General features: G+C 70.6%; 21 protein-coding genes. 8 read left to right on the top strand and 13 right to left on the bottom strand.

Translation table 11 applies throughout. The annotated features are described in order from the left end of the window. Nucleotides 1-62: 62 nt before the first annotated feature. The gene (locus tag AX018_RS10245; RefSeq protein ID WP_245951504.1) at nt 63-1,853 is read right to left on the bottom strand and encodes an ABC transporter transmembrane domain-containing protein; all 1,791 of its coding nucleotides are present in this window, start codon (nt 1,851-1,853) and stop codon (nt 63-65) included. 395 nt (nt 1,854-2,248) lie between these two features. Here AX018_RS10245 and AX018_RS10240 point away from each other — a divergent pair, with 395 nt between their 5' ends. The 6 genes from AX018_RS10240 to AX018_RS10215 all read left to right on the top strand — a co-directional run bounded on the left by AX018_RS10240 (nt 2,249) and on the right by AX018_RS10215 (nt 8,213). Then, nucleotides 2,249-3,022 (top strand): ABC transporter ATP-binding protein, encoded by a 774-nt coding sequence (locus AX018_RS10240; RefSeq protein WP_111877185.1) that lies wholly within the window; start codon nt 2,249-2,251, stop codon nt 3,020-3,022. Next, nucleotides 3,022-3,732, top strand: a complete 711-nt coding sequence (locus tag AX018_RS10235; RefSeq protein WP_111877184.1) for an ABC transporter ATP-binding protein — start codon at nt 3,022-3,024, stop codon at nt 3,730-3,732. The genes AX018_RS10240 and AX018_RS10235 overlap by 1 nt, the downstream gene beginning before the upstream one ends. An 82-nt stretch (nt 3,733-3,814) precedes the next feature. Further along, nucleotides 3,815-5,026 (top strand): ABC transporter substrate-binding protein, encoded by a 1,212-nt coding sequence (locus AX018_RS10230; protein ID WP_211322410.1) that lies wholly within the window; start codon nt 3,815-3,817, stop codon nt 5,024-5,026. Nucleotides 5,027-5,086: 60 nt separating this feature from the next. After that, on the top strand, nt 5,087-6,289 hold the full coding sequence (locus tag AX018_RS10225; protein ID WP_111877183.1) for an ABC transporter substrate-binding protein: 1,203 nt from the start codon (nt 5,087-5,089) through the stop codon (nt 6,287-6,289). Between the two features lie 48 nt (nt 6,290-6,337). After that, nucleotides 6,338-7,222: a branched-chain amino acid ABC transporter permease gene (locus AX018_RS10220; protein WP_111877182.1), complete on the top strand. Its 885-nt coding sequence runs from the start codon at nt 6,338-6,340 to the stop codon at nt 7,220-7,222. 16 nt (nt 7,223-7,238) lie between these two features. Continuing rightward, nucleotides 7,239-8,213 carry a branched-chain amino acid ABC transporter permease gene (locus tag AX018_RS10215; RefSeq protein ID WP_111877181.1) on the top strand — a complete coding sequence of 325 codons (975 nt, stop codon included), beginning with the start codon at nt 7,239-7,241 and terminating at the stop codon, nt 8,211-8,213. Nucleotides 8,214-8,454: 241 nt separating this feature from the next. Here AX018_RS10215 and AX018_RS10210 read toward each other — a convergent pair whose 3' ends face one another. From AX018_RS10210 to AX018_RS10165, 10 genes are all read right to left on the bottom strand, one after another. Beyond that, complete coding sequence (locus AX018_RS10210) at nt 8,455-9,579, bottom strand: lipocalin-like domain-containing protein (protein ID WP_111877180.1); 1,125 nt, start codon at nt 9,577-9,579, stop codon at nt 8,455-8,457. A 32-nt stretch (nt 9,580-9,611) separates the two neighbouring features. Then, entirely contained in the window at nt 9,612-10,697 is a 1,086-nt protein-coding gene (locus AX018_RS10205) for a PLP-dependent cysteine synthase family protein (protein ID WP_111877179.1), read from the bottom strand. A gap of 58 nt (nt 10,698-10,755) precedes the next feature. Next, nucleotides 10,756-11,805, bottom strand: a complete 1,050-nt coding sequence (locus tag AX018_RS10200) for a tetratricopeptide repeat-containing glycosyltransferase (protein ID WP_245951506.1) — start codon at nt 11,803-11,805, stop codon at nt 10,756-10,758. An 89-nt stretch (nt 11,806-11,894) separates the two neighbouring features. After that, nucleotides 11,895-12,767, bottom strand: coding sequence for a collagen-like protein (locus AX018_RS10195; RefSeq protein WP_111877177.1), 873 nt, complete (start codon nt 12,765-12,767; stop codon nt 11,895-11,897). A gap of 66 nt (nt 12,768-12,833) precedes the next feature. Then, the gene (locus tag AX018_RS10190; RefSeq protein WP_111877176.1) at nt 12,834-13,553 is read right to left on the bottom strand and encodes an IPTL-CTERM sorting domain-containing protein; all 720 of its coding nucleotides are present in this window, start codon (nt 13,551-13,553) and stop codon (nt 12,834-12,836) included. Between the two features lie 192 nt (nt 13,554-13,745). Further along, nucleotides 13,746-16,376, bottom strand: a complete 2,631-nt coding sequence (locus AX018_RS10185; protein ID WP_111877175.1) for an ABC transporter permease — start codon at nt 16,374-16,376, stop codon at nt 13,746-13,748. A gap of 19 nt (nt 16,377-16,395) precedes the next feature. Beyond that, the gene (locus AX018_RS10180; RefSeq protein WP_111877219.1) at nt 16,396-17,103 is read right to left on the bottom strand and encodes an ABC transporter ATP-binding protein; all 708 of its coding nucleotides are present in this window, start codon (nt 17,101-17,103) and stop codon (nt 16,396-16,398) included. Continuing rightward, a complete protein-coding gene (miaA, locus tag AX018_RS10175) occupies nt 17,100-18,092 on the bottom strand; it encodes a tRNA (adenosine(37)-N6)-dimethylallyltransferase MiaA (protein WP_245951503.1) in 993 nt (330 codons plus the stop codon). The genes AX018_RS10180 and miaA overlap by 4 nt, the downstream gene beginning before the upstream one ends. A gap of 282 nt (nt 18,093-18,374) precedes the next feature. Further along, on the bottom strand, nt 18,375-19,892 hold the full coding sequence (locus AX018_RS24745) for a class I SAM-dependent methyltransferase (RefSeq protein ID WP_170146226.1): 1,518 nt from the start codon (nt 19,890-19,892) through the stop codon (nt 18,375-18,377). A gap of 389 nt (nt 19,893-20,281) precedes the next feature. Continuing rightward, a complete protein-coding gene (locus AX018_RS10165; RefSeq protein WP_111877172.1) occupies nt 20,282-21,142 on the bottom strand; it encodes an SDR family oxidoreductase in 861 nt (286 codons plus the stop codon). An 86-nt stretch (nt 21,143-21,228) separates the two neighbouring features. Here AX018_RS10165 and AX018_RS10160 point away from each other — a divergent pair, with 86 nt between their 5' ends. Continuing rightward, entirely contained in the window at nt 21,229-21,684 is a 456-nt protein-coding gene (locus AX018_RS10160; protein ID WP_111877171.1) for a winged helix-turn-helix transcriptional regulator, read from the top strand. 16 nt (nt 21,685-21,700) lie between these two features. Here AX018_RS10160 and AX018_RS10155 read toward each other — a convergent pair whose 3' ends face one another. After that, nucleotides 21,701-22,597 (bottom strand): alpha/beta hydrolase, encoded by an 897-nt coding sequence (locus AX018_RS10155; protein ID WP_111877170.1) that lies wholly within the window; start codon nt 22,595-22,597, stop codon nt 21,701-21,703. A 511-nt stretch (nt 22,598-23,108) separates the two neighbouring features. Here AX018_RS10155 and AX018_RS10150 point away from each other — a divergent pair. Next, the gene (locus AX018_RS10150; protein ID WP_111877218.1) at nt 23,109-24,230 is read left to right on the top strand and encodes a glycerophosphodiester phosphodiesterase; all 1,122 of its coding nucleotides are present in this window, start codon (nt 23,109-23,111) and stop codon (nt 24,228-24,230) included. Nucleotides 24,231-24,330: 100 nt separating this feature from the next. Here AX018_RS10150 and AX018_RS10145 read toward each other — a convergent pair whose 3' ends face one another. Beyond that, on the bottom strand, nt 24,331-25,020 hold the full coding sequence (locus AX018_RS10145) for a PA4824 family protein (RefSeq protein WP_111877169.1): 690 nt from the start codon (nt 25,018-25,020) through the stop codon (nt 24,331-24,333). Nucleotides 25,021-25,062: the final 42 nt, after the last annotated feature.

Below are 25,062 nucleotides of genomic sequence, written 5' to 3'. Positions count from 1 at the left end.
TGCCAGCGGCTTCGTGACGCGCCCCGATGCCGTCGCCGCCCAGCAGCCAGCCGTGTGGGAGGTCAGGGCGTGAACTGCAGCGCCGCCAGCCGCGCGTAGGGCCCGTTCCGGTGCAGCAGTTCCGCGTGCCGACCCTGCTCCACGGCGCGGCCGTGTTCCAGGACGATGATGCGGTCGGCGTTCTGGACGGTGGCCAGCCGGTGGGCGATCACCAGCGTGGTGCGCGGCGTGCCGTGCGTGCGCAGGGCGGCGTCGAGCGCGGCCTGCACCATGCGCTCGCTTTCGGCGTCCAGCGCGCTGGTGGCCTCGTCGAGCAGCAGCAGGGGCGCATCCTTGAGCAGTGCGCGCGCGATGGCGATGCGCTGGCGCTGGCCGCCGGACAGCCGAACGCCGCGCTCGCCCAGGAAGGTGCCATAGCCCCCGGGCAACGCGCTGATGAAATCGTGCGCGAAGGCCGCGCGCGCGGCGGCCTGCACCTCCGCGTCGCTGGCGCCGGGCCGGCCATAGCGGATGTTCTCCAGCGCCGAGGTGGAGAAGATCACCGCGTCCTGGGGCACGACCGCGATGTGCGTGCGCAGGTCCTGCGGCGCCATGTCGCGCAAGTCCACCCCGTTGAGCAGGATGCGCCCGCCGCCCCCATCGCCCGGGCCGGCCGGCGCATCGACGTCGTAGAACCGCTGCAGGAGCTGGAAGACGGTGGTCTTGCCGGCTCCGCTGGCACCCACGAGCGCGACGGTCTCTCCGGCCGCGATGCGCAGGTCGAGGTCGCGCAGCGCGGCCTCGCCTGGGCGCGAGGGGTAGTGGAAGCGCACCTGCTCGAAATCCACCCGCAGCCCCGCGCCGCCATGGGGCAGCGGCACGGGGCGGGGCGGCGCCTGGATGGGCGAGCGGGCCGCCAGCAGTTCCATGAGCCGTTCGGTGGCCCCAGCCGCGCGCAGCAGGTCGCCATAGACCTCGCCCAGCACGGCCACCGCGCCGGCGAGCAGCATGACGTAGATGACGGTTTCCCCGAGCTGCCCCGCCGACATGTCCCCCGCCAGCACGGCCTGAGTGCCCCGGTACAGGCCCCACAGCAGCAGCGCCGCGTTGGCGATGATGATGAAGGCGACGAGGGTCGCGCGCGCCCGGCTGCGCCGCACGGCCGCCGCGAAGGCGTGCCCGGTGGCGGCCTGGAAGCGGTCGCTCTCGCGCTGCTCGGCCGCATGGCTCTGGACGACGGGCACGGCGTTCAGCACCTCGGCGGCCACCGCGCTGGCGTCGGCCACGCGGTCCTGGCTGTCGCGCGAGAGCCGGCGCACGCGCCGCCCGATCCACGCCGTCGGCACGACCACGACGGCGATGCCCAGCAGCACCACCGACATCAGGCGCGGGTGGCTCCATACCAGCATGCCGAGCGCCCCCAGGCCCATGACCGCGTTGCGCAGCCCCATGGAGAGCGAGGAGCCCACGACGGTCTGCACCAGCGTGGTGTCGGTGGTCAGCCGCGAGAGCACTTCGCCGGTCTGCGTGGTCTCGAAGAATCCGGGGCTCTGGCGCAGCACGTGGTCGTACACGGCATTGCGCAGATCGGCCGTTACGCGCTCGCCCAGCCATGTCACCATGTAGAAACGGGCCGCAGAGAAAATACCCAGCGCCACGGCCACGAGGAACATCAGGCCGAAATGCCCGCGCAGCGCCAGGGCCTGCGTGCCCCGGTCGCCGGTGGCGAGCCCGCCATCGATGAGGCCGCGCAGCGCTACCGGAAAGGCGAGCGTGGCCAGGGCCGCGAGCACCAGCAGGAGCAGGGCGATGCCGATGCGCCCGGCATAGGGCCGCAGGAAGGGCAGCAGCCCGGCGAGGGCGCGGGGCGGCATGGAGGGGGCGGTTCCGGGAGGGGATGAGGGCGTGGGGGCGGGCAGGGGCGCGGGCATCCGGCCAGTGTAGGAGCGCCGCCGCGCGCGGTGGCGGTCGGAATGCTCCATGCCCGCTGCAATGTGCTATGGTTTATGTAGCAAAGTCAGTAGATTTCGCGGCGACATGGCGGCGTTTCGGCTTGAAATTTCCCCCGTGGAGCCGCCGGGGCCACCGCGCGGCATCCAGGGGCGGTGACCGGATAGGCGTTTATATGTAGGCATTTGTCCCAGTTCCTGCAGCGCGGGCGGGGGGCATACGATGCACTGCGAACACGTACATGCCCCAGGCGCGGGCCGGCCCTTCCCGGGGCGACCGGCCAGCCTGCCGGGCCCACCACGGAGCGGCAGCCTGCCCCATGAGCGACGACGCCATTCTCGAGACCCGCCACCTCACCAAGGAATTCAAGGGCTTCACCGCCGTGAGCGATGTGAATCTGTCGGTGCGCAGGGGCTCGATCCATGCGCTGATCGGCCCGAACGGCGCGGGCAAGACCACCTGCTTCAACCTGCTCACGAAGTTCCTGGAGCCCACGTCGGGCACGATCACGTTCAACGGCGCCGACATCACCCGCGAGGCGCCCGCGCAGATCGCCCGGCGCGGCGTGATCCGCTCGTTCCAGATCTCGGCGGTGTTCCCGCACCTCACGCTGCTGGAGAACGTGCGCCTGGGCCTGCAGCGGCGGCTGGGCACCTCGTTCCACTTCTGGCGCAGCGAGCGCACGCTGCGCCAGCTCGACGGGCGCGCACGCGAACTGCTGGCCGAGGTGGGGCTGGAGGCCCTGGCGGACGAGGTCACGGTGAACCTGCCCTACGGCCGCAAGCGCGCGCTGGAGATCGCCACCACCCTTGCGATGGAGCCCGAGCTGATGCTGCTCGACGAGCCCACGCAGGGCATGGGCCACGAGGACGTGGACCGGGTCACGCAGCTCATCCGGAAGGTGTCGGCGGGGCGCACCATCCTCATGGTGGAGCACAACATGAAGGTGATCGCCACCATCGCCGACCGCATCACGGTGCTGCAGCGCGGCGCGGTGCTGGCCGAGGGCGCCTACGAGGAGGTGTCGCGCAACCCCCAGGTCATGGAGGCCTACATGGGCACCACGGACGGCCAGTTGCAGGGAGCACACTGATGGCCGCACCCGCTCTGGAGATCCGCGGCCTGGAGGCCTGGTACGGCGAATCGCACGTGCTGCACGGCGTGGACATGGTCGTGCAGCCCGGCGAGGTGGTGACGCTGCTGGGCCGCAACGGCGCGGGGCGCACCTCCACGCTGCGCGCGGTGATGGGCCTGACCGGCGCGCGCAAGGGCTCGGTGAAGATCGACGGGCAGGAAACCATCCAGATGCCCACGCACCGCATCGCGCACCTGGGCGTGGGCTACTGCCCCGAGGAGCGCGGCATCTTCTCCAGCCTCTCGTGCGAGGAGAACCTGCTGCTGCCGCCCGTGCTCAAGACCGGTCGCGCCGGCATGCCGGTGGAGGAGATCTACGCGATGTTCCCCAACCTCGCGGAGCGCCGCCACAGCCAGGGCACGCGCCTGTCGGGCGGCGAGCAGCAGATGCTGGCCGTGGCGCGCATCCTGCGCACGGGCGCGCAACTGCTGCTGCTCGACGAGATTTCGGAAGGGCTTGCGCCCGTCATCGTGCAGGCCCTCGCGCGCATGATCGCCACGCTGCGCCAGAAGGGCTACACGGTGGTGATGGTGGAGCAGAACTTCCGCTTCGCCGCGCCGCTGGCCGACCGCTTCTACGTGATGGAGCACGGGCGCATCGTGGAGCGCTTCGGCGCCGCGGAGCTCGATGCCAAGATGCCCGTGCTCAACGAGCTGCTGGGCGTATGAGCCGCCTGCCGGGCCTCCGCCCGCGGCCGGCCATGCGCCTGCCCTGTTTATCCCCCCGACCCTCAGCCCAGGAGACGACGACATGAAGCAACGGATGGCAACCCTGAAGACCCTCGCGCTCGCCCTCGGCGTGGCTGGGCTCTGCGCATCGGCGGCCGTGCAGGCGCAGGACGGCAAGGTGAAGATCGGCTTCATCACCGACATGTCGAGCCTGTACGCCGACGTGGAGGGCAAGAACGGCGCGGTGGCGATCCAGATGGCGATCGACGACTTCGGCGGCAAGGTGCTGGGCATGCCCATCGAGCTGGTCACGGCCGACCACCAGAACAAGGCCGACATCGCGGCCTCGAAGGCGCGCGAGTGGATCGACACGCAGGGGCTGACGATGCTCTTCGGCGGCACCAATTCGGGCACGGGCCTCGCGATGGCGAAGGTGGCGCAGGAGAAGAAGCGCGTCTTCATCGTGAACGGCGCGGGCACCTCGGCGCTCACCAACGAGCAGTGCAGCCCCTACACGGTGCACTACGCCTACGACACCGTGGCGCTGGCCAAGGGCACGGGCGGCGCCGTGGTGCAGCAGGGCGGCAAGGACTGGTTCTTCCTCACGGCCGACTACGCCTTCGGCGCGGCGCTGGAGGCCGACACGGCCAAGGTGGTGAAGGAAAAGGGCGGTCGGGTGCTGGGCAGCGTGAAGCACCCGCTCAACGCGTCCGATTTCTCCTCGTTCCTGCTGCAGGCGCAGAACTCCAAGGCGCAGATCCTGGGCCTCGCGAACGCGGGCGGCGACACCATCAACGCCATCAAGGCGGCGCGCGAGTTCGGCATCAACAAGAGCATGAAGATGGCCGGCCTGCTGGTGTTCCTGACCGACATCCACAGCCTGGGCCTGAAGAACACCGAAGGCCTGCTGCTCACCACGAGCTGGGACTGGAACCTCGACGACAAGACGCGCGCCTTCGGCCGCAAGTTCTTCGCCAAGACCAAGCGCATGCCCACCGACATCCAGGCGGCCGACTACTCGGCCACCATGAACTACCTCAAGGCCGTGGAGGCCGCCAAGAGCACCGATGCCGACAAGGTGATGGAAAAGCTCAAGTCCACGCCCATCGACGACTTCTACGCCAAGGGCAGCATCCGCCCGGACGGCCGTTTCGCGCACGACATGTACCTCATGCAGGTGAAGGCCCCCGCGGAGTCCAAGGAGCCGTGGGACTATTACAAGGTCGTCGCCAAGTTGCCTGCGGACCAGGTGTGGACGACCAAGACCGAGAGCAAATGCGCGCTCTGGAAGTGAGCGCGCGCTGAGCCGCGCGGCCGCGCGATGGACCGACAACAACACACAGGAGACAAGACCATGGCACATGCATTCAAGGCGCTGGCGCTCGTTCTGGGCACGGCGGGGCTCTGCGCCTCGGCGGCCGCGCAGGCGCAGGACGGCAAGGTGAAGATCGGCTTCGTCACCGACATGTCGAGCCTCTATGCCGACGTGGAGGGCAAGAACGGCGCGGTGGCGATCCAGATGGCGATCGACGATTTCGGCGGCAAGGTGCTGGGCATGCCCATCGAGCTGCTGACGGCCGACCACCAGAACAAGGCCGACATCGCGGCCTCGAAGGCGCGCGAATGGATCGACACCCAGGGCCTGACGATGGTGTTCGGCGGCACCAACTCGGGCACGGCACTGGCCATGGCCAAGGTGGCGCAGGAGAAGAAGCGCGTGTTCATCAACAACGGCGCGGCGACCTCGGCCCTGACCAACGAGCAGTGCAGCCCCTACACGGTGCACTATGCCTACGACACCGTGGCGCTGGCCAAGGGCACGGGCGCGGCGGTGGTGGACGGCGGCGGCAAGAGCTGGTTTTTCCTGACGGCCGACTATGCCTTCGGCCATGCGCTGGAGGCCGACACCAGCGCGGTGGTCAAGGCCAAGGGCGGCACGGTGGTGGGCGCGGTGCGTCATCCGCTCAATGCGTCGGACTTCTCCTCGTTCCTGCTGCAGGCGCAGAACTCCAAGGCGCAGATCCTGGGCCTCGCGAACGCGGGCGGCGACACGATCAACGCCATCAAGGCCGCCAAGGAGTTCGACATCGGCAAGAACATGAAGCTCGCCGGCCTGCTCATCTTCTTCAGCGACATCCACAGCCTGGGCCTGAAGACCACCGAGGGCCTGCAGTTCACCACGAGCTGGTACTGGGACCTGAACGACGAAACGCGCAAGTTCGCCGACCGCTTCATGGAAAAGACCAAGCGCCGCCCCACCGAGATCCAGGCCGCCGACTACTCCGCCACCATGAACTACCTCAAGGCCGTGGAGGCCGCCAAGACCACCGACGCCGACAAGGTGATGGAGACCTGGCGCGGCATGAAGATGGACGATTTCTTCAGCAGCGGCACGCTGCGCGCCGATGGCCGCTACGTGCACGACATGTACCTCATGCAGGTCAAGGCCCCCTCCGAATCGAAGGGCGCGTGGGACTACTACAAGCTCGTGAAGAAGCTGCCAGGCGACCAGGTGTTCGCCACCAAGGCCGAGAGCAAGTGCGCGCTCTGGAAGTGATCCGGGCCGCCTGAGCCTTCCCCACCCCGACATCCACGCCGCCTCCCCATGGAACTCTTCGGTGTCTCCCTGCCGGCCCTGCTGAGCCAGCTCCTGCTGGGGCTGGTCAACGGCTCGTTCTACGCCATCCTCAGCCTGGGGCTGGCGGTGATCTTCGGCCTGCTCAACGTCATCAACTTCGCGCATGGCGCGCTGTTCATGCTGGGGGCGCTGCTGACGTGGATGGCGGGCTCGTACTTCGGCATCAACTACTGGGTGATGCTCGTCGCGGCGCCGCTCGTGGTCGGGCTCTTCGGCGTGGCCATCGAGCGGCTGCTGCTGCGCTGGATCTACAAGCTCGACCACCTCTACGGCCTGCTGCTCACGCTCGGGCTCACGCTGCTCATCGAGGGGGTGTTCCGCTCCATCTACGGCGTCTCGGGGCTGGGCTACGACACGCCCGAGCTGCTGGAGGGCGCGACCAACCTGGGCTTCATGATCCTGCCCAACTACCGCGCCTGGGTGGTGGTGGCCTCCATCGTGGTGTGCGTGAGCACCTGGTACGTCATCGAGAAGACCAAGCTCGGCGCCTACCTGCGCGCGGGCACCGAGAACCCGCGGCTGGTGGAGGCCTTCGGCATCAACGTGCCGGTGATGATCACGCTCACCTATGCCTTCGGCGCGGCGCTCGCGGCCTTCGCGGGCGTGCTGGCCGCGCCCGTGTACCAGGTCACGCCGCTCATGGGGCAGAACCTCATCATCGTGGTGTTCGCGGTGGTGGTGATCGGCGGCATGGGCTCCATCATGGGCTCCATCCTCACGGGGCTGGGGCTGGGCATCGTCGAGGGCTTCACGAAGGTGTTCTATCCCGAGGCCTCGTCCACCGTGGTGTTCGTCATCATGGTGATCGTGCTGCTGATCCGCCCCGCCGGCCTGTTCGGCAAGGAACGATAGGAAAAGGGCCGCACGCATGCGCCACAAAACCCTTGCCACCGCCGGCTACGGCCTCCTGCTTCTGGGCCTGCTGGCCGCGCCGTTCCTCGGCGCGTATCCCGTCTTCGTGATGAAGCTGCTGTGCTTCGCGCTCTTCGCCTCGGCCTTCAACCTGCTGCTGGGCTACACCGGGCTGCTGTCCTTCGGGCACGCGGCCTTCCTGGGGGGCGCGGCCTACGTCACCGGCCACGCGATCAAGGTGTGGGGGCTCACGCCCGAGGTGGGCCTGCTGCTGGGCACGGCCGGCGGCGCGCTGCTGGGGCTGCTATTCGGCTGGCTCGCCATCCGCCGCCAGGGCATCTATTTCTCGATGATCACGCTGGCGCTCGCGCAGATGCTGTTCTTTGCCTGCCTGCAGGCGCCATTCACCGGCGGCGAGGACGGGCTGCAGGGCGTGCCGCGCGGCAAGCTCTTCGGCGTGCTGGACCTCTCCAGCGACCTCGTGATGTATTACGTGACCCTGGCCGTCGTCGTGGCCGCGTTCCTGCTCATCGTGCGCACCATCCATTCGCCCTTCGGGCAGGTGCTCAAGGGCATCAAGGAGAACGAGCCGCGCGCGGTGTCCCTGGGCTACGACACGCAGCGCTTCAAGCTGCTGGCCTTCGTGATCTCGGCGGCCCTCGCGGGGCTGGCGGGCGCGCTCAAGACCCTGGTGCTGGGCTTCGCCACGCTCTCGGACGTGCACTGGACGGCCTCGGGCCAGGTGATCCTGATGACGCTGGTGGGCGGCCTGGGCACGCTCTCGGGGCCGCTGGCGGGCTCGGCCGTGGTGGTACTGCTGGAGAACAAGATCGGCGAGTTCGGCAACCTGCTGGCCGCGCTCACGGGCGTGGAATGGTTCCGCACGCTGGGCGAGTCGGTGACCATCGTCACGGGCCTGATCTTCGTCGTGTGCGTGCTGGCGTTCCGCCGCGGGATCATGGGCGAGATCATCGCAAGAATCCGGAAGTGAATCCCCCCTGAGTCGCCTGCGGCGCCATCCCCCCAGGGGGACGACGCTGGCGGCCGGGCGGAGCCCGTTCCGCGGCGTCTGCTGGCGTGGCCTGCTCCGCGGCCTTCGGAGGGGAGGGGCTCGGCCTGTCCAGGTGCCGCGAACGGATCGAACTCCCCTTGGGTTCTTTGTGTCTCGGGGCATGCTCCACGGCCATCGACTGACAAGTCTCTGACCGTTCAAAAGCCTGCCGCGTGCGGCATCACAGGCGCAGCGCGCCCGCGTAGCCCGTAAGTTCGAGGTAGCCACGCCCCACCTCCCGGCCGGCGGCATCGCGCAGGGCGCTCAGGCCTTCCCAGTAGACGGCGCCTGTGGAGCCGCTGCTGTCCAGCTCCTGGTCATCGACCAGGGCCTCGACCTCGAAGCGCCCAGCGGGCGTCTCGATGCGCCAGGCCACGGGATAGCGGGCACCGGTGCGCGGGCTGGTCCAGTGCCGCGCGGGCGTGAATGCCACCGAGCTCGCATCGCCGAACCCCTGCAGCGGAGCACCCCCTTCCGCGCGGAACGAGCCGCCCGCCCACAGGGCCGTGCCGTCGCCGCGGCGCAGCCGGAAGGCCGTGAGCGCGCCGCCGCCCTCCAGGTTCATGCCGATCCAGTCCCAGCCCACGGCCTCGGGGTGCATCAGGGCCTCGCTCCACTCGTGGTCCAGCCAGGCGCGGGCGGGCCGCGCGGCCGGGCCGTCGCCGGCCGCCGGGATCGCGAAGCGGCGCTCCCGCAGCGCGATGCCGCCGCGCACCGTGAGTTGGGGCTGGCTGTAGTAGTAGCTCGCCTGCTCGGGCTGCGGCCCCTTGCGCGAGAGGCCGTCCCGGCCCTGCAGGATCGGCGGCTGCGTGCTGTCGAATTGCAGGTCCAGCACGAAACCGTCCGCGGGGATGCGGGCGGTGTAGCGGCTGTGGCCGCCGCCGGGGCCGGTGTCCGTGCGCGTGAGGGACCAGTCGCCGATGTGTACGGCGGTGTCGGCCTGCGCCGCGCCGGCCACGCCGAAGCCTTCGCGCGCGATGCGCTGGTCGTGGTGGAGCCTGCGGCCGCGCACATCGGTGAGCGCCGCGTGCGCGAAGATCAGCTGCCGGGCGGCGAAGGCCGAGCGCAGCGACCGCGCCTCGTCCACCCGTGCGCGGAAGAAGGTGATCTGGAAGCCCCAGTCCTGCCCGCCGGCCTGCGCATGGCCGGTGAGGTACCACCACTCGGTGCGCAGTTCCGGATGGCTGCCGTGGTCGCGCGGAAAGGCGAGGGTGCGTGCGGGCAGCGCCGCCGCCGGCAGGCCGCAGGTCGCCATCGCGGCGGCCAGCCAGGCGCGGCGCGTCGCGTGTGGCGGCAGCGGGGGCATGGCGGCGGTGCCGGAGGGCGGCCGGGCGTGCGTCAGGCGTCCAGGAGCGCCTGGATGCCGGCGCGGGCCGCGCCGCAGTCGCCCAGGGTGGCGGCGACCCAGGCCTCGTCGAAGTACGTGGGCAGGTAGCGCTCACCCGAATCGCACAGCAGCGAGAGGATGGAGCCCTGCGCGCCGTGCTCGCGCATCTCGCGCGCCAGGCGCAGCATGGCCACGAAATTGGTGCCCGTGGACGGGCCCACGCGCCGGCCCAGCAACCCGGACAGCACCTGCATGGCGGACACCGACTCCGCGTCGGCCACGTCCTCCATGCGGTCCACCAGCGTGCGGATGAAGCTGGGCTCCACGCGCGGGCGGCCGATGCCCTCGATGCGCGAGCCCGAGGCCGTGAGGGTCGCGTTGCCCGTGCGGTGGTAGGCACTGAACACCGAGCCGGCGGGGTCGGCCACGCAGACCTGCGTGGCGTGCTGCTGGAAGCGGATGTAGCGGCCGATGGTGGCGCTGGTGCCCCCCGTGCCGGCGCCCACCACGATCCAGCGCGGCACCGGGTGGCGCTCGCGCCGCATCTGCGTGAACATGCTTTCGGCGATGTTGTTGTTGCCCCGCCAGTCGGTGGCCCGCTCCGCGTAGGTGAACTGGTCCATGTAGTGGCCGCCCGTCTCGGCGGCGATGTCGCGCGCGGCTTCGTACACCTGGGCCGCGCTGCCGACGAAATGGCACTGGCCCCCGTGGAACTCGATCAGCGCCACCTTCTCCGCCGACGTGCTGCGCGGCATCACGGCCACGAAGGGCAGGCCCAGCAGCCGCGCGAAGTACGCCTCGCTCACGGCGGTGGAGCCGCTGGAGGACTCGACGATGGTGGAGCCCTCGTGCACCCAGCCGTTGCACAGCGCGTAGAGGAACAGCGAGCGCGCGAGCCGGTGCTTGAGGCTGCCGGTGGGGTGGGTGGATTCGTCCTTGAGGTAGAGGTCGATGCCGTGCGCCGCGTACGCGGGAAGGTTCAGCGGGATCAGGTGCGTGTCGGCGCTGCGCTGGTAGTCGGCCTCGATGCGCGCGATGGCGTTGTGCAGCCAGCGGGTGCCGGGCGACGGCGTGCGGGAAGGGAGGGGCGCGGTCATGCCGGCGAGTATCGCAGGCCTTCGCCGGCGCCCCGCGCCGATCCGCCGCCCGCGCGCGTCACAGGCCGAAGAACGGCCGGTTGGCCTCGATGCGCGCGGCCTCGCTGGCCGGGAAGCGGCGTTCGCTCAGCAGCCTCTGCAGGGCCTCGCGGCCCTGCTCCAGCGCGTGGGCGTAGAAGGCGCTCACGGTCAGCTCGTCGAGGGCCCGCCACTCGTACACGGAGGCGTCCACGAACAGGATGTCGGCGGGCCGGGGAATGCGCGCGGCCTGCTGGGCATAGAGGTGCGCCAGGGCGAACTCCGACCGCAGGCGGTGGTAGCGGGCCAGCTCGCACAGCGACTCCGCCCGGGTGGGGCGCAGGGCGTAGGCCGCCAGGTAGGCCTCGCGCACTTCCGGCGCCGGGGCGTCCAGGCGCTCGGTGAGCGCGGCCACCTGGAAGGCGGAGTACCAGCATTCCTCGTCCCAGCCACCCATCGCGGCGCGGTGGCGGTAGGCGCTGCGCGAGGCCTCCAGCCGGCCGGCATCGCGCAGGCTCTGGGCCAGATAGAACGCGTAGCGCGTGTTGTGGGGATCCTGGCGCAGGGCTTCTTCCAGCACGGCGATGTCGCGCAGGTAGGTCTGCGGATCGCGGCCCCGCGCGCCGTCGTGCGAAACGTCGATGGCCGGGCCCGGCAGCACCTGCCAGCCGCCGTGCGCGGGCGCGGTGAGGTATTCGTGCAGCACGCCCTCCCACCGCCAGTCCACGCGCGTGGCCACCATGCTGTTGCGCTGGTACTCGCAGTCGTTCATGCGGCAGGTGAACAGGTAGCCGTCGGCCGCGAGCGCGGGCCATGCGAAGCCCTCGGTCGTGCGCAGCTGTTCGTCCGCGTCGATGAAGAGCAGGTAGTCCGCCTGCGGGCGCGCCAGCTCCAGCGCCTCGTTGCGGTTGTGCGCGAAGTTCTTCCACGGCCGCTCATGGAGGCTGCCCGGCACGCCCTGCATGAAGTCGCGGATGACCTGCTGCGTGCCGTCATCGGAGCCCGTGTCCACGATGACCCAGTGGTCGATGAAGGGGCGCACCGAAGCGAGGCACCGGGTGATCACCGGTGCCTCGTTCTTCACGATCATGCTGAGGCAGACGCGGGGGCGGCCCAAGATGGAGGGCTCCGCGATGGGGTGAGGGACCGACGGACCCGGGAGGGACGCCGGTGGAGCCATCACTGACAGTAAGCCAGTGCCGTGACCTGCGATGCGTCCGTGCAGGCGTACACGCAGGTCCAGGCAGTGGTGCCATTGCGCAGGGTGCTGCCCACGGTGTTGAACGTGGGACTCGATGCCGAGCAGCCGCCCGACACGACATTGCCGCTGCTGCAGGAGGCGGTGACCGTCACGTTTCCGCTGCTGCCGCAGCTCGTCGAGCTGGAGTTGGTGGTCAGGGAACCCACGCTGCCCGTCGCACCCGTGGCACCCGTCGTGCCGGTGGCACCCGTCGCGCCGGTCGGGCCCGTTGCGCCGGTCGCCCCGGTGGCGCCCGTCGCGCCGGTCACACCCTGGATGCCCTGGGAGCCCGTGGGACCCGTGGCGCCGGTCACTCCCGTGGAGCCCGTGGGTCCGGTGGCACCCGTCGCGCCCGTGGCCCCCGTGCCGCTGGCGCCGGTGGGCCCGGTCGCTCCGGTGACGCCCGTGGCGCCGGTCGGGCCGGTGGCGCCCGTCACACCCGTGGCGCCGGTCACCCCCGTGGCGCCGGTCACGCCGGTCGCCCCCGTGGCCCCGGTGGCGCCCGTGGCCCCGGTAGCACCCGTCGCGCCGTTGCCCACGCCCGGCGCGCATTTCGTCAGTTGCCCGGTGGAGCTGTCATAGCACGCCAGGTTGCTGTTGTTGGAGGTGGAGGGCAGGCCCGGCACATAGACCTCGCCCGTGCCCTGCACGCGCAGTCGCTCCTGCCCGCCCTGGCCCTTGACGACGAAGCCGCCGCCGCTGGGCGGGGTGACGGTGACGTCCGCCGCCAGCACGCCCGCGGCGTGCAGGGCAAGGACGGAGCTCAGTGCGGGAACGATCCACTGGCGATAGCCGCGATTCTTATTGGACATGTTGTGGCCCTCTCTCTTGGTGTGAATGGCTGAATGGGAATGAAGCGGGGGTGGACGTGTGGAGGGTCAGCGCCGCAGGCGCGCCAGGGCGGCCCGCGCGGCGGCGGGATCGCGCCGCGTCCAGTACATCGCCGCACCGAGGAGCAGCGACAGCAGCATCAGACCGTATTCGCTGAGGGTGGGGATCGAGATGACCGTGGAGGTGGCGGCGCCGATCTGGACCGAGGAGGGCACGGACGCGAAGGTGCGGGTGACCGTGGCGCTCGGGCCGAGGTTGATCACGGCCGTGCCGCTGGCGGAGGCCAGTTGCACCGGCTGGGTCGAGGTGCCTTGCAGGGTGAGGGTGCCCAGCACGGTGATGTTCGCGCCGGCTGGCAGCACGAAGGCACGGCCGGTGGTGCTCTGCAGCACGAGGTTCTGCACGACCAGCGTGCCGCTGAGCTGGGTGGTGTTGCCGGGATCGCATCCGTCGCGCAGCACCAGCGTGTTGTTGCCGGCGTCCAGCGGGCCCGAGAGGATGAGGTCGCCCCCCACGGAGATGGTGCCGTTCGAGCCCGTCACGGTGGCCCCGGAGCCGAAGGTGGCGGAGGAGTCCACGTTCAGCGTGCCGCCGTTCATGTTGAGGGTGCCCTGCATGTCCAGCGAGGTGCAGGCGATGTCGATGGCGCCGCCGGGGGGCACGTCGAGCGAGCTGCCCGGGGGAGTGACCCACTGTGCGGCAACGGGGCCGCACAGGGCCGCGGCCAGGGCCGCACCGGCCAGCCAGCGCAGGGATTGTCGAAGCATTGGTAAACCTCCTCTTTCGGCCGGGCTTCTGGTTGCCTCGGTCCGATGGCTTGTTGATGACTTGCAAGGCGCAATGCGCTAACGCTTGCGTGGCCATCCCCTCTCTTTCATGGTCTTGGCCCATTCGTTTGCAATTGTTCTATTTTGCTAGAACATAAAGCGAAACCACTATATTTTGTTACGGTATTCCGCTTACCAGTCTTCTTTAACTGCCAGAACCGCGTCGCGCCGGCCCGCCGCGTGGCCGGAAAGCCACGCGGCCAGGCTTCCGGTGAGCACCACGGCCGCGCACAGCGCGAGCAGGCGGGCCGCGGGGATGCGCAGGTCCATGGTCCAGTGGAAGCTCTGCGGGTTCACCACGTGGACCAAGACCGCCGAGACGGCCAGCCCCAGCGCCGTTCCGGCCACGGCGCCCACGGCGGTCCAGGCGGCGCCTTCGCCGGCCACCACCGCCAGCACCTGCGCGCGCGTGAGCCCCAGGTGGGCCAGCAGCCCGAATTCCTTGCGCCGCGCCAGCACCTGGGCGCTGAAGCTCGCGGCCACGCCGAACAGCCCGATGCCGATCGCCACGGCCTGCAGCCAGTACGTGACTGCGAAGCTGCGGTCGAAGAGGGCCAGCGAGCGTTCGCGGATCGCGCGGGCCGTGCTGAATTCCAGCGCCGGCGGCGCCGGGCCCGTGTCCGCCAGCCGCGCCGCCTCCTGCCCGATGGCTGCGCGCAGGGCGGATTCGTCCGTGCCGGGCGCGGGCCACACGGCCAGATCGCTGATGCGGGCGTCGCCGGTCAGGCGGATGTAGTCGGCGCGCTCCAGGGCGACGGCGCCGAACTGGCGCACATAGTCGCGCCAGACGCCTGCTATGAAAAACGTAGCTGTCGGCGCAGTGGAATCAACGACAAGCGGCCGAAATGCCTGCGAAAGCGCGGGCCAGTCGCCGCCGGGGCGCACGCCGTAGAGGTCGAGCACGGCCTCGCTCACATAGAGGCCCACGCGGCCATCCGGCACGGGCAGGGGGCCCTGCACCAGGGGCAGCGAGTGCGACGCGCCGCCACCCGCGCCACCTGAGCCACCCAAGGGGCGCGCCAGCAGGGCCACCGCCGGCCGCGCCGGGTCGAGCAGCAGGCTGCCCGCGCGCAGGCCCTCGGCGCGCTCCACGCCGGGCAGGCGGGCCACCGCGGCGTCCCAGCCGGGCGGGAACGCGGCACCGTCGTCGCCCGCCGCGCCGGCCGCGCCGGCCGCGCGCACGTAGAGCGGTGCGGGCAGCACCGCGTCCAGCCACTGCATGACGGAGCCTCGGAAGCTGTCCACCATCACCGTCAGCGCCACGGCCAGGCTGAGGCTGGCCACCACGCCGCCCACCGCCACGGCCGCCATGCCGCGCATGCGGCGCGCGCGCTCCAGGGCCAGCAGGGCGAGCGGCCTGCGGGCCGCGCGGCGCGCCAGCCCGGCGAGCAGGATCTCCACGGCGGCCGGCAGCAGGCCGATGCCGCCCACCAGCAGCAAGGCGACGGACAGATAGGCCCCCAGCGGGATACCGGCCACCGGCGGCAGGAGCGCGAGCGCGCCGCCCGCGGCGACCGCCAGCGCGGCCGGGCCCAGGCGCGGCCCCGTGCCCCAGGCCGCGCCCAGCCCCTTGAGGGTTTGCGCCGGGGGCAGCTGCTCCGCCGCGCGGGCGGGCCACCATCCGCCGGCCAGCGCGGCCGCTACGCCCAGTGCGCCGTAGAGCAGCGCTGCGCCCGGGCTCCAGTGCAGCGGCGTTTGCACGCCGGCGAAGTAGCCCCCGCCCAGGTCGCCGCCCAGCTGGCGCAGGGCCAGGGCCGCCAGCGCCGTGCCCAGGGCGATGCCGGCCGCGCTGCCCGCCAGCCCCAGCGCGGCCGATTCGGCCAGCACCAGCGCGCGGCGCGCGCGGGGCGGGGCGCCCAGCACCGCCAACAGCGCGAACTGCGGTGCGCGCTGCGCCACGCTGAGCGCCAGCACCGAAAAGACGAGATAGGCCCCCGTGAACAGCGCGACCAGCGCCAGCACGGTCAGGTTCACGCGGTAGGCGCGCGAGAGCTGGTCCGTGCGCTGCGCGGCGTCCTGCGGGCGCACCACCGCGACCTGCGGGGCCGCGCCCATCCCCTGCAGCAGGGCCGGCAGGGCGGCCTGGAACGCCTCCACGCCCTGGCCGGGGCGCAACTGCACGTCGATGCGGCTCAGCGTACCCCCGCGGCCGAACAGGTCCTGCGCGGCGCCGATGTCCATCACCGCGAGCGCGGGGCCGCCCGCGGCCACGCTGCCCGCCACCTCGGCATCGAGCACCGCGAGCCCGCTGCGCAGCCGCAGCGCGGCGCGCCGGCCGCCCTCCAGCCCGAGGGCCTGCAGCGCCGCCGCGTTGAGGAACAGCGTGCCGGGCGACAGCATGGCCAGGCGCCCGGCGCCAGGAAAGGCGCGCGGGACCAGCTCCGGGGCCATGGCGGGCAGCAGCAGCGGATCGGCGCCCAGCACGCGCAGCGCGACGGGGGCCGCGCGGGCCGGGTCGGCACCGGGGGCCGTGGCCTGCACCGTGACCTCCAGCAGCGGGCCCGCGCGCAACACCAGGGGGTGCGTGGCCACCCGGCCGTAGAGCGCCTCGGGCAGGGGGCCCTGGGCCGCGCGCAGTTGCAGGTCGGGCTGGCCGCTGGCCGCGCGCACGGCCTGGGAGAACTCCGACAGCGCCGAGGCATGGATCACGTGCACCGCGAACGCGAGCGCCACGCCCAGCATCACCGACACCACGGCCGCCGCTGCGCGCCACGGGTGGTGGCGCAGTTCCTGCCAGGAGAAGGTGCGCAGAAGGGCGAGCATGGCGCGAGGGGGGGCGCGCTCAGTCCGCCGGTGCCGCGGCGTCGGCGATGCCCCGGGCGGTGAGGCGCAGCACCCGGTCGGCGCGCGCCGCCGCTGCGGGTGAATGCGTGACCAGCACCAGGGCCGCGCCGTGCGTGCGCGTCTGCGCCACCAGCAGGTCCATCACGCGCCCGGCCGTGGAGGGGTCGAGATTGCCCGTGGGCTCGTCGGCCAGCAGCAGGCCGGGGCGGTGCGCCAGCGCCCGCGCGATGGCCACGCGCTGGAGCTGGCCGCCGCTCAGTTGCCGGGGCAGGCGCGCGCCCAGCCCCTCCAGCCCCACGGCCTGCAGCATGTGCTCCACGCGCGCGGGATCGTGCCGGCCCAGCAGCATCAGCGGCAGGGCCACGTTCTGCGCCACGTCCAGGTGCGGCAGCACGTGGAAGGCCTGGAACACGAAGCCCACGTGCTCGCGCCGCCAGCGGGCGCGCGCGGCCTCATCGAGCGTGCCGAGGTCGGTGTCCCCGTGCAGCACGCGGCCGGCCTGCCAGGCGTCCAGCCCCGCGAGGCAATTGAGCAGGGTGGATTTGCCCACGCCCGACTCGCCCACGATGGCGACGAACTCGCCGGCCCGCACCGCGAGGTGCACGTCCTGGAACACCGGCGCGCCGGGGCCGTAGTGCCTGCAGAGCCCCTGTGCCTGCAGGAGCGGCGTGCCAGAGGGCGTGGGCCCGTGGGCGGCGTGCGTCATGGCGCGGCGTGCAGCGCCGCCAGCGCGGCTTCCACCCATTGCCCGGTGGCATCGGGCGCATCGCAGGCGATGGCGCGGCGCCAGGGCATGCCGCGCAGCCAGGTGATCTGCCGCTTGGCGAGCTGCCGCGTGGCGGCGATGCCGCGCTCGCGCAGGGCCGCGAGGGGCAGGGTGCCGGTGGCGGCCTCCGCGTCCAGGGCCTCCCAGGCCTGTCGGTAGCCCACGCAGCGCATCGAGGGCAGGTCCGGGTGCAGGTCGCCGCGCGCGCGCAGGCGCCGCACCTCTTCGACGAAGCCGCCCTCCAGCATGGCGTCGAAGCGCCGCGCGATGCGCTCGTGCAGCCAGGCTCGATCGGTCGGCTCCAGGGAAAAGAGCACGCATGTCGGCGAATCCGCTGCATTGTCTGCTCTCTTTTTGATAGTGTGGAAGCTCGATAGCGGCTGGCCCGACACATGCCACACCTCCAGCGCGCGCTGGATGCGCTGGCTGTCGGCGGGCGCGAGGCGCGCCGCGGTGGCCGGGTCCACGCGCGCCAGCTCGGCGTGCAGCGCGGGCCAGCCCTCGGCAGCGGCCTGCGCCTCGATGCGGGCGCGCACGGCCGCGTCGGCCGGGGGCATGTCGTCGATGCCGTCCCACAGCGCCTTGAAGTACAGCATGGTGCCGCCCACCAGCAGCGGCAGGGCGCCGCGCGCGCGGATGTCCCGCAGCAGCCGCTGCGTGTCGGCCACGAACTCCGCCGCGCTGTAGGCCTGCAGCGGATCGCGGATGTCGATCAGGTGGTGCGGCACGGCGGCCAGCTCCTGCGCCGAGGGCTTGGCCGTGCCGACGTCCATGCCCCGGTACACCAGGGCCGAGTCCACGCTGACGATCTCCACGGGCTGGCGGGGCGCCAGCGCGCGTGCCAGCGCCAGCGCGCCGTCCGTCTTGCCCGAGGCCGTGGGGCCGGCCAGGGCGATGTAGGCGGGAAGGGGGGGCGGGCGGGCGCTCATGGCCGGCGCTCCGGCATGCGCCGCCGGCAGGGACGGGGAAATGGGCATGCCCTGAGCGTACCAGCGCGGCCCGCTCCGTCCGATGAGGGGGTGGGGCGGCGTAGGAACGTGTTTGCGATCTTCCGGGGGGCGCGCGCAGCGGCGTCAGCGCCGCGGGCCTGCCGCCTCGGCTGACCATGTTCGACCCGCCATCGCTCCCCGTCGACGTGCGCCCGGCAGCGCCATCGACGCACTGGCCCCCGGGTTGGAGGCCAGACACCGCTCGGCTCAGTGCAATGCCGTTCAATGCATGACCGTGCCCCTGGATTCGGTGTTTACTTTGACGCCAATCTTTTGGGCGGTGTTCTGGTTGATTTTGTTGGTTTCAATGGCGGGCACGCCCTTCTTGTTGACCCGAACGCCCGCCGAATTGATGGAGGTCTTGTTTCTGTAGGCGTATTCCGGATACATGATTTTCTCCGGCGTGAAAACACGGTTGCCATTCTCCAGGCCATAATTCTTCTGCAAAGAAGACAACTTGGTGGACGGATAAAGCAGGTTGTTTGTTTCGGAGGTGCACCGATTGATGACGTCCAATCCTCCGGAGGAAACATTCTTCAAGGCGGCGGCCTTGATTTCGCTGGGCAATGCCGCGGCAAAGACCAGGACGTCGCTCTGCAGTTCTGAGACCCCTGACGGGTGCCGCGAGGCATCCACCATGGTTTCGGACGCTTGCGCCGCAATATCGGCGGTCGATTTCCGGGTGTATTTGATCTGGCTGGCATCACCTTGGGTGATGGAGAAATCATCCCGGTTGAGGATGTTGGCCTTGGCGCAAATATCCAGGAAGGCCTTGGCCCTTTCGCAAGCGCCTTTGTCAATATCCACCAGATGAATCTGCGCCCCCGAATGAATATGGTACATGATGGCGGACAAGGGGAAGCCGGCGCCGACGAATGAAATGGTCTTGTTTTTCAAATCCGGAATCGAGCTGTCTTTCGTCAACAGGCGCAACTCGTTCTCTGCCATCTTGTCATAGTTGTCGAGATACGGGAACGAGAATTGATGGCTTTCCTGTATGCCGTCGATCTTGCTGCTGTTCGGGACGTCGAACACGATCTTCATCAGGTGGGCCGTTCTGTCTTCTTTCGTGTTCGAGTTGGCATCCAGGACGGGAATGCCTTTGTCCTTGTAAACGGCGAAGATGTAGTCCAGGGCAACCCGTTCCATTTCCCCTTCGGAAAGGTTGGAAATCTCCCGGAGATCGGAGGCTATATCGCTCAATTCCTTCTGTACGGCCTTGGCCTCTTCGGAAGAATAATCTTCATTGCACGTCGTCACCAGCGAATCCAGGCATGCATTCACCTCGTCGCAAGGCTCAAGTCCATTGGGAATGTAGGCTTGCGTGCGATTCGGGTCATTCCTTACATGCTCCTTGTGGGCATCGAGCCGAGGCTTCATCTTTGCGTGAATGCCCCTGATTTTCCCGACGGTTGCTTCGACACGTTCTTTGATCGGTTGGCTGGTGGATGGCGAAGACAACTTCTGGATCTTCGCGTTTCGGGGTGAAATAACCTTGTGGCTTTTGCCGGAGGCCTCGCCACGGGTGGTCGGAATACCGCTTGCATGTGCGGCTGTCGATAGCGACTGAGCCGATTTTGAACGGCTCTCGGATTGCGTGCGCTGCAATTCCGTCTGGGAGTCGTTGTTCTTCGAAGACGATGCGCGCTTGAATACTGCGCTCTGGGAAACAGGTTTCATGATTTTGTCGATTTCAGGTAGTAAAGCGCGCACATGATCGACAAAATGGAATCTGCCCATGTCCAGGCATGCGAATATCCGTCGTATTTTGCGAAGTCGTTGATTTGGAGATCTCTCAAAACCCACGGGCTCATTCCGTGAGCACACAACGACCCTCTACCTGACCGCACGATCACACCCCGCAGCGCCCTGGAGTTCAACCTGTTTGCCGAAGCTCGCGAGCGCAAGAGAGATGGGATCGGGGCGCCGCTGCAGGTGATTGCGCGGCAATCGACTTCGCCGAGCGGGTCCGGCGGGTGGGTGCTCTCACCCAATGCGGCGATGGTCGCCGAGGCGGATGGCCGCGGAGCAGGCCATGCCAGCGGATGCCGCAGAGCCGTGGCTTGACCGGGCCGCTGGCGTCGTCCCCCTCGGGGGGAAGACGCCGAAGGCGGCTCAGGGAGGGGGGCTCAGGAAATGGCGCGCACGGCCTCGGCCGCCTGGGTCGTCCAGGGCGTGGTCGGGCGGCCGATGAGCTGGCTCAACTGCCGGCCTTCGTCGAACAGCGCGCCCTGCGCGGCAGCGGCGTCGGACTGCGCCAGGATGGCGGCGAAGGGGCCGGGCAGGCCCGCGCCTTCGAGGGCCTTGGCGTAGTCGGCCTCGGGCAGGTCGCGGTAGGGGATGGCCTTGCCCGCTGCGCGGGAGAGCTCGGCGGCGAGGTCGGCGAGCGTGTAGGCGCTGTCGCCCGCCAGTTCGTACACGCGGCCGGCCTGGCCATCTTGCGTGAGCACGGCGGCGGCCGCGGCGGCGTAGTCTGCGCGTGCCGCCGAGGCGATGCGGCCCTCGCCGGCGCTGCCGAACAGCGCGCCGTGCTGCAGGGCCGGGCCCACGCCGGCCAGGTAGTTCTCGGTGTACCAGCCGTTGCGCAGCAGCACGTGGGGCACGCCGGAGGCCTGCAGGAGCTGTTCGGTCTCATGGTGCTCGCGCGCCAGACCCAGGAGCGAGCGGTCCGCGCGCAGCACGCTGGTGTAGGCCAGCAGGGGCACGCCGGCGCGGCGGGCCGCGTCGATCACGGTGCGGTGCTGGGCCGTGCGCTGGCCGATTTCGTTGCCCGAGATCAGCAGCAGCTTGCGCGCGCCCTGCAGCGCGGCATCCCAGGAGGCGGCATCGGCGTAGTCTGCCCGGCGGACCACGACGCCCCGGGCGGCGAAGTCCGCCACCTTGGCGGGATCGCGCACCGCGGCGACGATGCCGCCGGCGGGCACGCTGCGCAGCAGTTCTTCGATGACGAGGCGGCCCAATTGGCCGGAGGCGCCAGTGACGACGATCATGTTCGGAATCCTTGTGAAGAGTGGACAGGAGCGCGACAATAGCAAGAGTACAAACTTTTCGTAAGTACCAACAAAAAGGTAAGCTTATGACGACCACCCCGCCCGCGGTGTCCCTTCCCCCTCCGCCCGCCGCCTGCACCGAGGGGCCGCCCACGTCGCTGGCCGAGCTGATGCGCCGGGGCGACGTGCTGTCACCGGCCTGCCCCTCGCGCGAGATCCTGCAGCACGTCACCAGCCGCTGGGGCGTGCTGGTGCTGGTGGCGCTGCACGACGGCACCCTGCGGTTCAGCGAGCTGCGCCGCAAGGTGGCCGGCGTGAGTGAGCGCATGCTCGCGCAGACGCTGCAGTGGCTGGAGCGCGACGGGTTCGTGGCGCGCAAGGCCTATCCGGTGGTTCCCCCGCACGTGGAGTACAGCCTCACGCCCCTGGGGCGCGAGGTGGGGCTGCGGGTGCAGGCGCTCGCCGACTGGATCGGCGGCCACCTGCCTGAGATCCTGGCGGCGCAGGAGCGCGCCGACGCGCGGTCCGCGCCGGCGGATTGACCGGCCGGCGGGCCGGTCAGGCGGGCGCGATGGAGGCCGAGGCGCCCGGCACGGCGGGCCGCGCCCGCGCCGCCGGCGCCGGGTGGATGCGGAAGAGATCCGCCAGGGCCTCGCGGTACTGCGCCTCGCCCACGCTGTTGGTGCTGTGGTGCGTGCCACCTTCCACCAGCACGAAGCGCTTGGGGCCCTGTGCGGCCTCGTAGAGCCTGCGGCCAAGCGACGGCGGGATCAGGCTGTCCTCGCTGCCGTGCACCACGAGCAGCGGCGAGCCGATGTGGGCCACCTTGCGGATCGACTCGAAGCGCTGCGTGATGAGCCCGGAGACCGGCAGCCAGCCCCACTTGAAGGTGGCCACCACCTCGGGAATGTTGGTGAAGGTGCCCTCCACGATGGTGCCCTTCTCGTCGGGCACCATGGCCGCGAGGTCGATGGCGATGGCGCCGCCCAGCGAATGGCCGAAGATGTAGCGCGGCGCGTCGGGCGCGCGCTGCGCGAGCCAGTCCCAGGCCGCCCGGGCGTCCTCCAGCGCCGTGGCTTCCGAGGGCAGGGTGGGGCTGCTGCGGCCGAAGCCCCGGTAGTCCACCGCCAGCACCGAGAAACCCAGGTCCTTCATCCGCCGCATGCGCCCGGCCGAGCCGGAGACGTTCCAGCGCGCGCCGTGCAGGTACAGCAGCACCGGGGCATCCGCGCGGTCCGAGGGCAGCCACAGCCCGTGCAGCTTCTCCGCCTTGCCCGTGGTGCGCGAATCGAAGGCGATCCACACGTCTTCCATGTCGTCGGTGGCCTGCGCGCCGCCCCAGGCCCGGTCGCTGGGCTGGAAGATCCATTCGCGCTGCTTCGCGTCGAGGGTGGCACAGCCCGCCGTCACGGCAACGGCGAGCGCGAGGGTGGTGAAGAGGGGCCAGCGTTTCATCGGAATGACAGAGTGCGGTTGCGCGCGGAAAGTTCGGTGGGTTTTCATCGGTGCTCCCCTCATGCGTGCTGCGTGGTTTGCTATTGTTTCGGTAGCAATGCACGTCCGATCGACGCCGGCCGGACGGGGAGCATCCAGCAAAAAACGCACCATGCCGGCCCGGGTTGACCCTGGAAAGCGCGGAAATGCCCCGGGGAATCCCTGCTGTTGGGGCGTACCGGGGCGGCCCGGGGAGGGCGCGCCCCCCGCCGCCGAACGGGGGCGCACGCTGGCGGGGCATGCCATCATTTTCCGGGCCCCGTTCCGGTGCGGCGGGCCGCTGCGCCGTGCCACGCCGGCGTCACGGCACTGTCATCCGGCGTCGCCAGAGTGGCGCCTTCGCAGAGACAACCAACGAGAGGAGAAGAGACCCATGACACAGCCATCACCGCTTTGCCCCGCCACGACCACCCGGCCGGCCCTGCGGCTGGGCGCCACCTGCCGTGCGGGGCTCGCCGCCCTGGCGGCCGGCATGGCCCTGGCGGCCTGCGGAGGCAACGGCGGCGGCGCCTGGCCTACCCTGGACGGCGGCAAGCCCCTCGTGATCGGCCACCGCGGCGCCGCCGGCTACCTGCCCGACCACACGCTGGAGGGCTACCGCCGCGCGATCGAGATGGGCGCGGACTTCATCGAGCCGGACCTCGTCGCCACGAAGGACGGCGCGCTCATCGCGCGCCACGAGCCCAACATCACCGCCACCACCGACGTCGCCCAGCGCCCCGAGTTCGCCAGCCGCAAGACCCGCAGGACGGTGGACGGCGTGCAGGAAGAGGGCTGGTTCGCCTCCGACTTCACGCTGGCCGAGATCAAGACCCTGCGCGCCATCCAGCCGCTGCCCGAGCGCGACCCGTCCTTCAACGGCCGCTTCCAGATCCCCACGCTGGCCGAGGTGCTGGACCTCGCCCGCACCGAGGGCGCCCGCACGGGCCGCGCCGTGGGCGTCTACATCGAGACCAAGCACCCCACCTACCACGCCGACCTGAACCTGAAGCTCGAAGACCGGCTGCTCGCCACGCTGTCGCAGTACGGCCATACCACGGCGGCCTCGCCGGTCATGGTGCAGTCGTTCGAGGTGTCCAACCTCAAGTACCTGCGCACCCGGACCTCGGTGCGTCTGGTGCAGCTCGTGGACGGCAACGACGTGAAGCCCGACGGCAGCATCGACCTCTCCGCGCCCTACGGCCGGCCCTACGACTTCGCGGTCTCCGGCGACCCGCGCACCTTCGCCAGCCTGCTCACGCCCGAGGGCCTGCGCGAGGTCAGGACCTATGCCGACGGCATCGGCCCCTGGAAGCCCTATCTGATCCCGTCGCGGCTCAAGGACGACAACAACGACGGCCAGCCCGACGACCTCAACGGCGACGGCCTGATCGACGAACGCGACCGCGTGATGATGGCGCCGACCCGCGTGGTGGCCGACGCGCATGCGGCCGGGCTGTTCGTGCACCCCTACACCTTCCGCAGCGAGGCCCGCCGCCTGGCCTCGGATTTCAAGGGCGACCCCAAGGCCGAATACCGCCTGTTCTACCGGCTGGGCGTGGACGGCGTGTTCTCGGACTTCCCCGACCAGGCCAAGGCCGCGCGCGACGAGTGATCGCCGTGCCGCGGCACGCTGCGCGGCTTCGCGGCGTGTGCCCTCCCGGATGGCAAATCCGAGGGAAGGGGGCCGCGCCGCGCCGGTGCGGCGGCAGGCGTCAGAAGCTGTGCTTGACGCCCAGGCTCAGCAGTGTCTCGCCCTTGCGGCGGCCCACGATGCCGTCGAGCTGCCAGCCCGGCGTCCATTCCCACAGCGCGCCGGTCTGGAAGGTGGGCGGGCTGCCGCGCTGCCCGAAGGCCTCGATGTGCGCGGTGACCGCGCCCCAGGTGGATTCCAGCGCGGCGCCCCAGGCGGGCAGCCACTGCCGCCCGGGCGTGTGCTGCGCGCCCAGGTTGGCATGCAGCGCGCCCCAGGGGGCGATGCAGGTGCCGAGCATCGTGAGGGCCAGCGTGCTGCCGGTCTCGCGGTAGGCATGGGTGAGGCCGGCGCTGCTCGCGGCATGGCAGCCGCGCTCCGGCGCCGGGGTCCATTGCCACTTGGCCAGCATGCCGCTCAGCGTGGTGTGGCCGTGCAGGTCGCGGGCCAGCAGGGCGCCGACTTCCAGCCCGGGCAGCGCCTGGGGCGCGTAGGCCGGGGCGGCGTACACCGCGCCGCGCTGGTGGTGCACGCCTTCCCACCACAGCTCGACATGGCCCTCGCCCGGTGCGTTCACGCCCGCGTCGTCCACCGAAAGCGGGCGGCCCGCATGCACCGGCAGGGTGGACGCCGCGACGGCGGCGAGGGCCGCGAGGCCGTGCGCCACGCCGGTGGTGCGCATGCGGGGGCGGCGGTGGCGCGGATGGGTCATGGTGGCGGGGGCTTTCCGGTGGAGGGTGTGGAGGCGGCGCAG

The sequence above is a fragment of the Paracidovorax anthurii genome (assembly GCF_003269065.1).
GTDB lineage: Bacteria > Pseudomonadota > Gammaproteobacteria > Burkholderiales > Burkholderiaceae_C > Paracidovorax > Paracidovorax anthurii.
The sequence above is the reverse complement of the archived record's forward strand: the minus strand, read 5'-3'. Positions and strand labels throughout refer to the sequence as shown.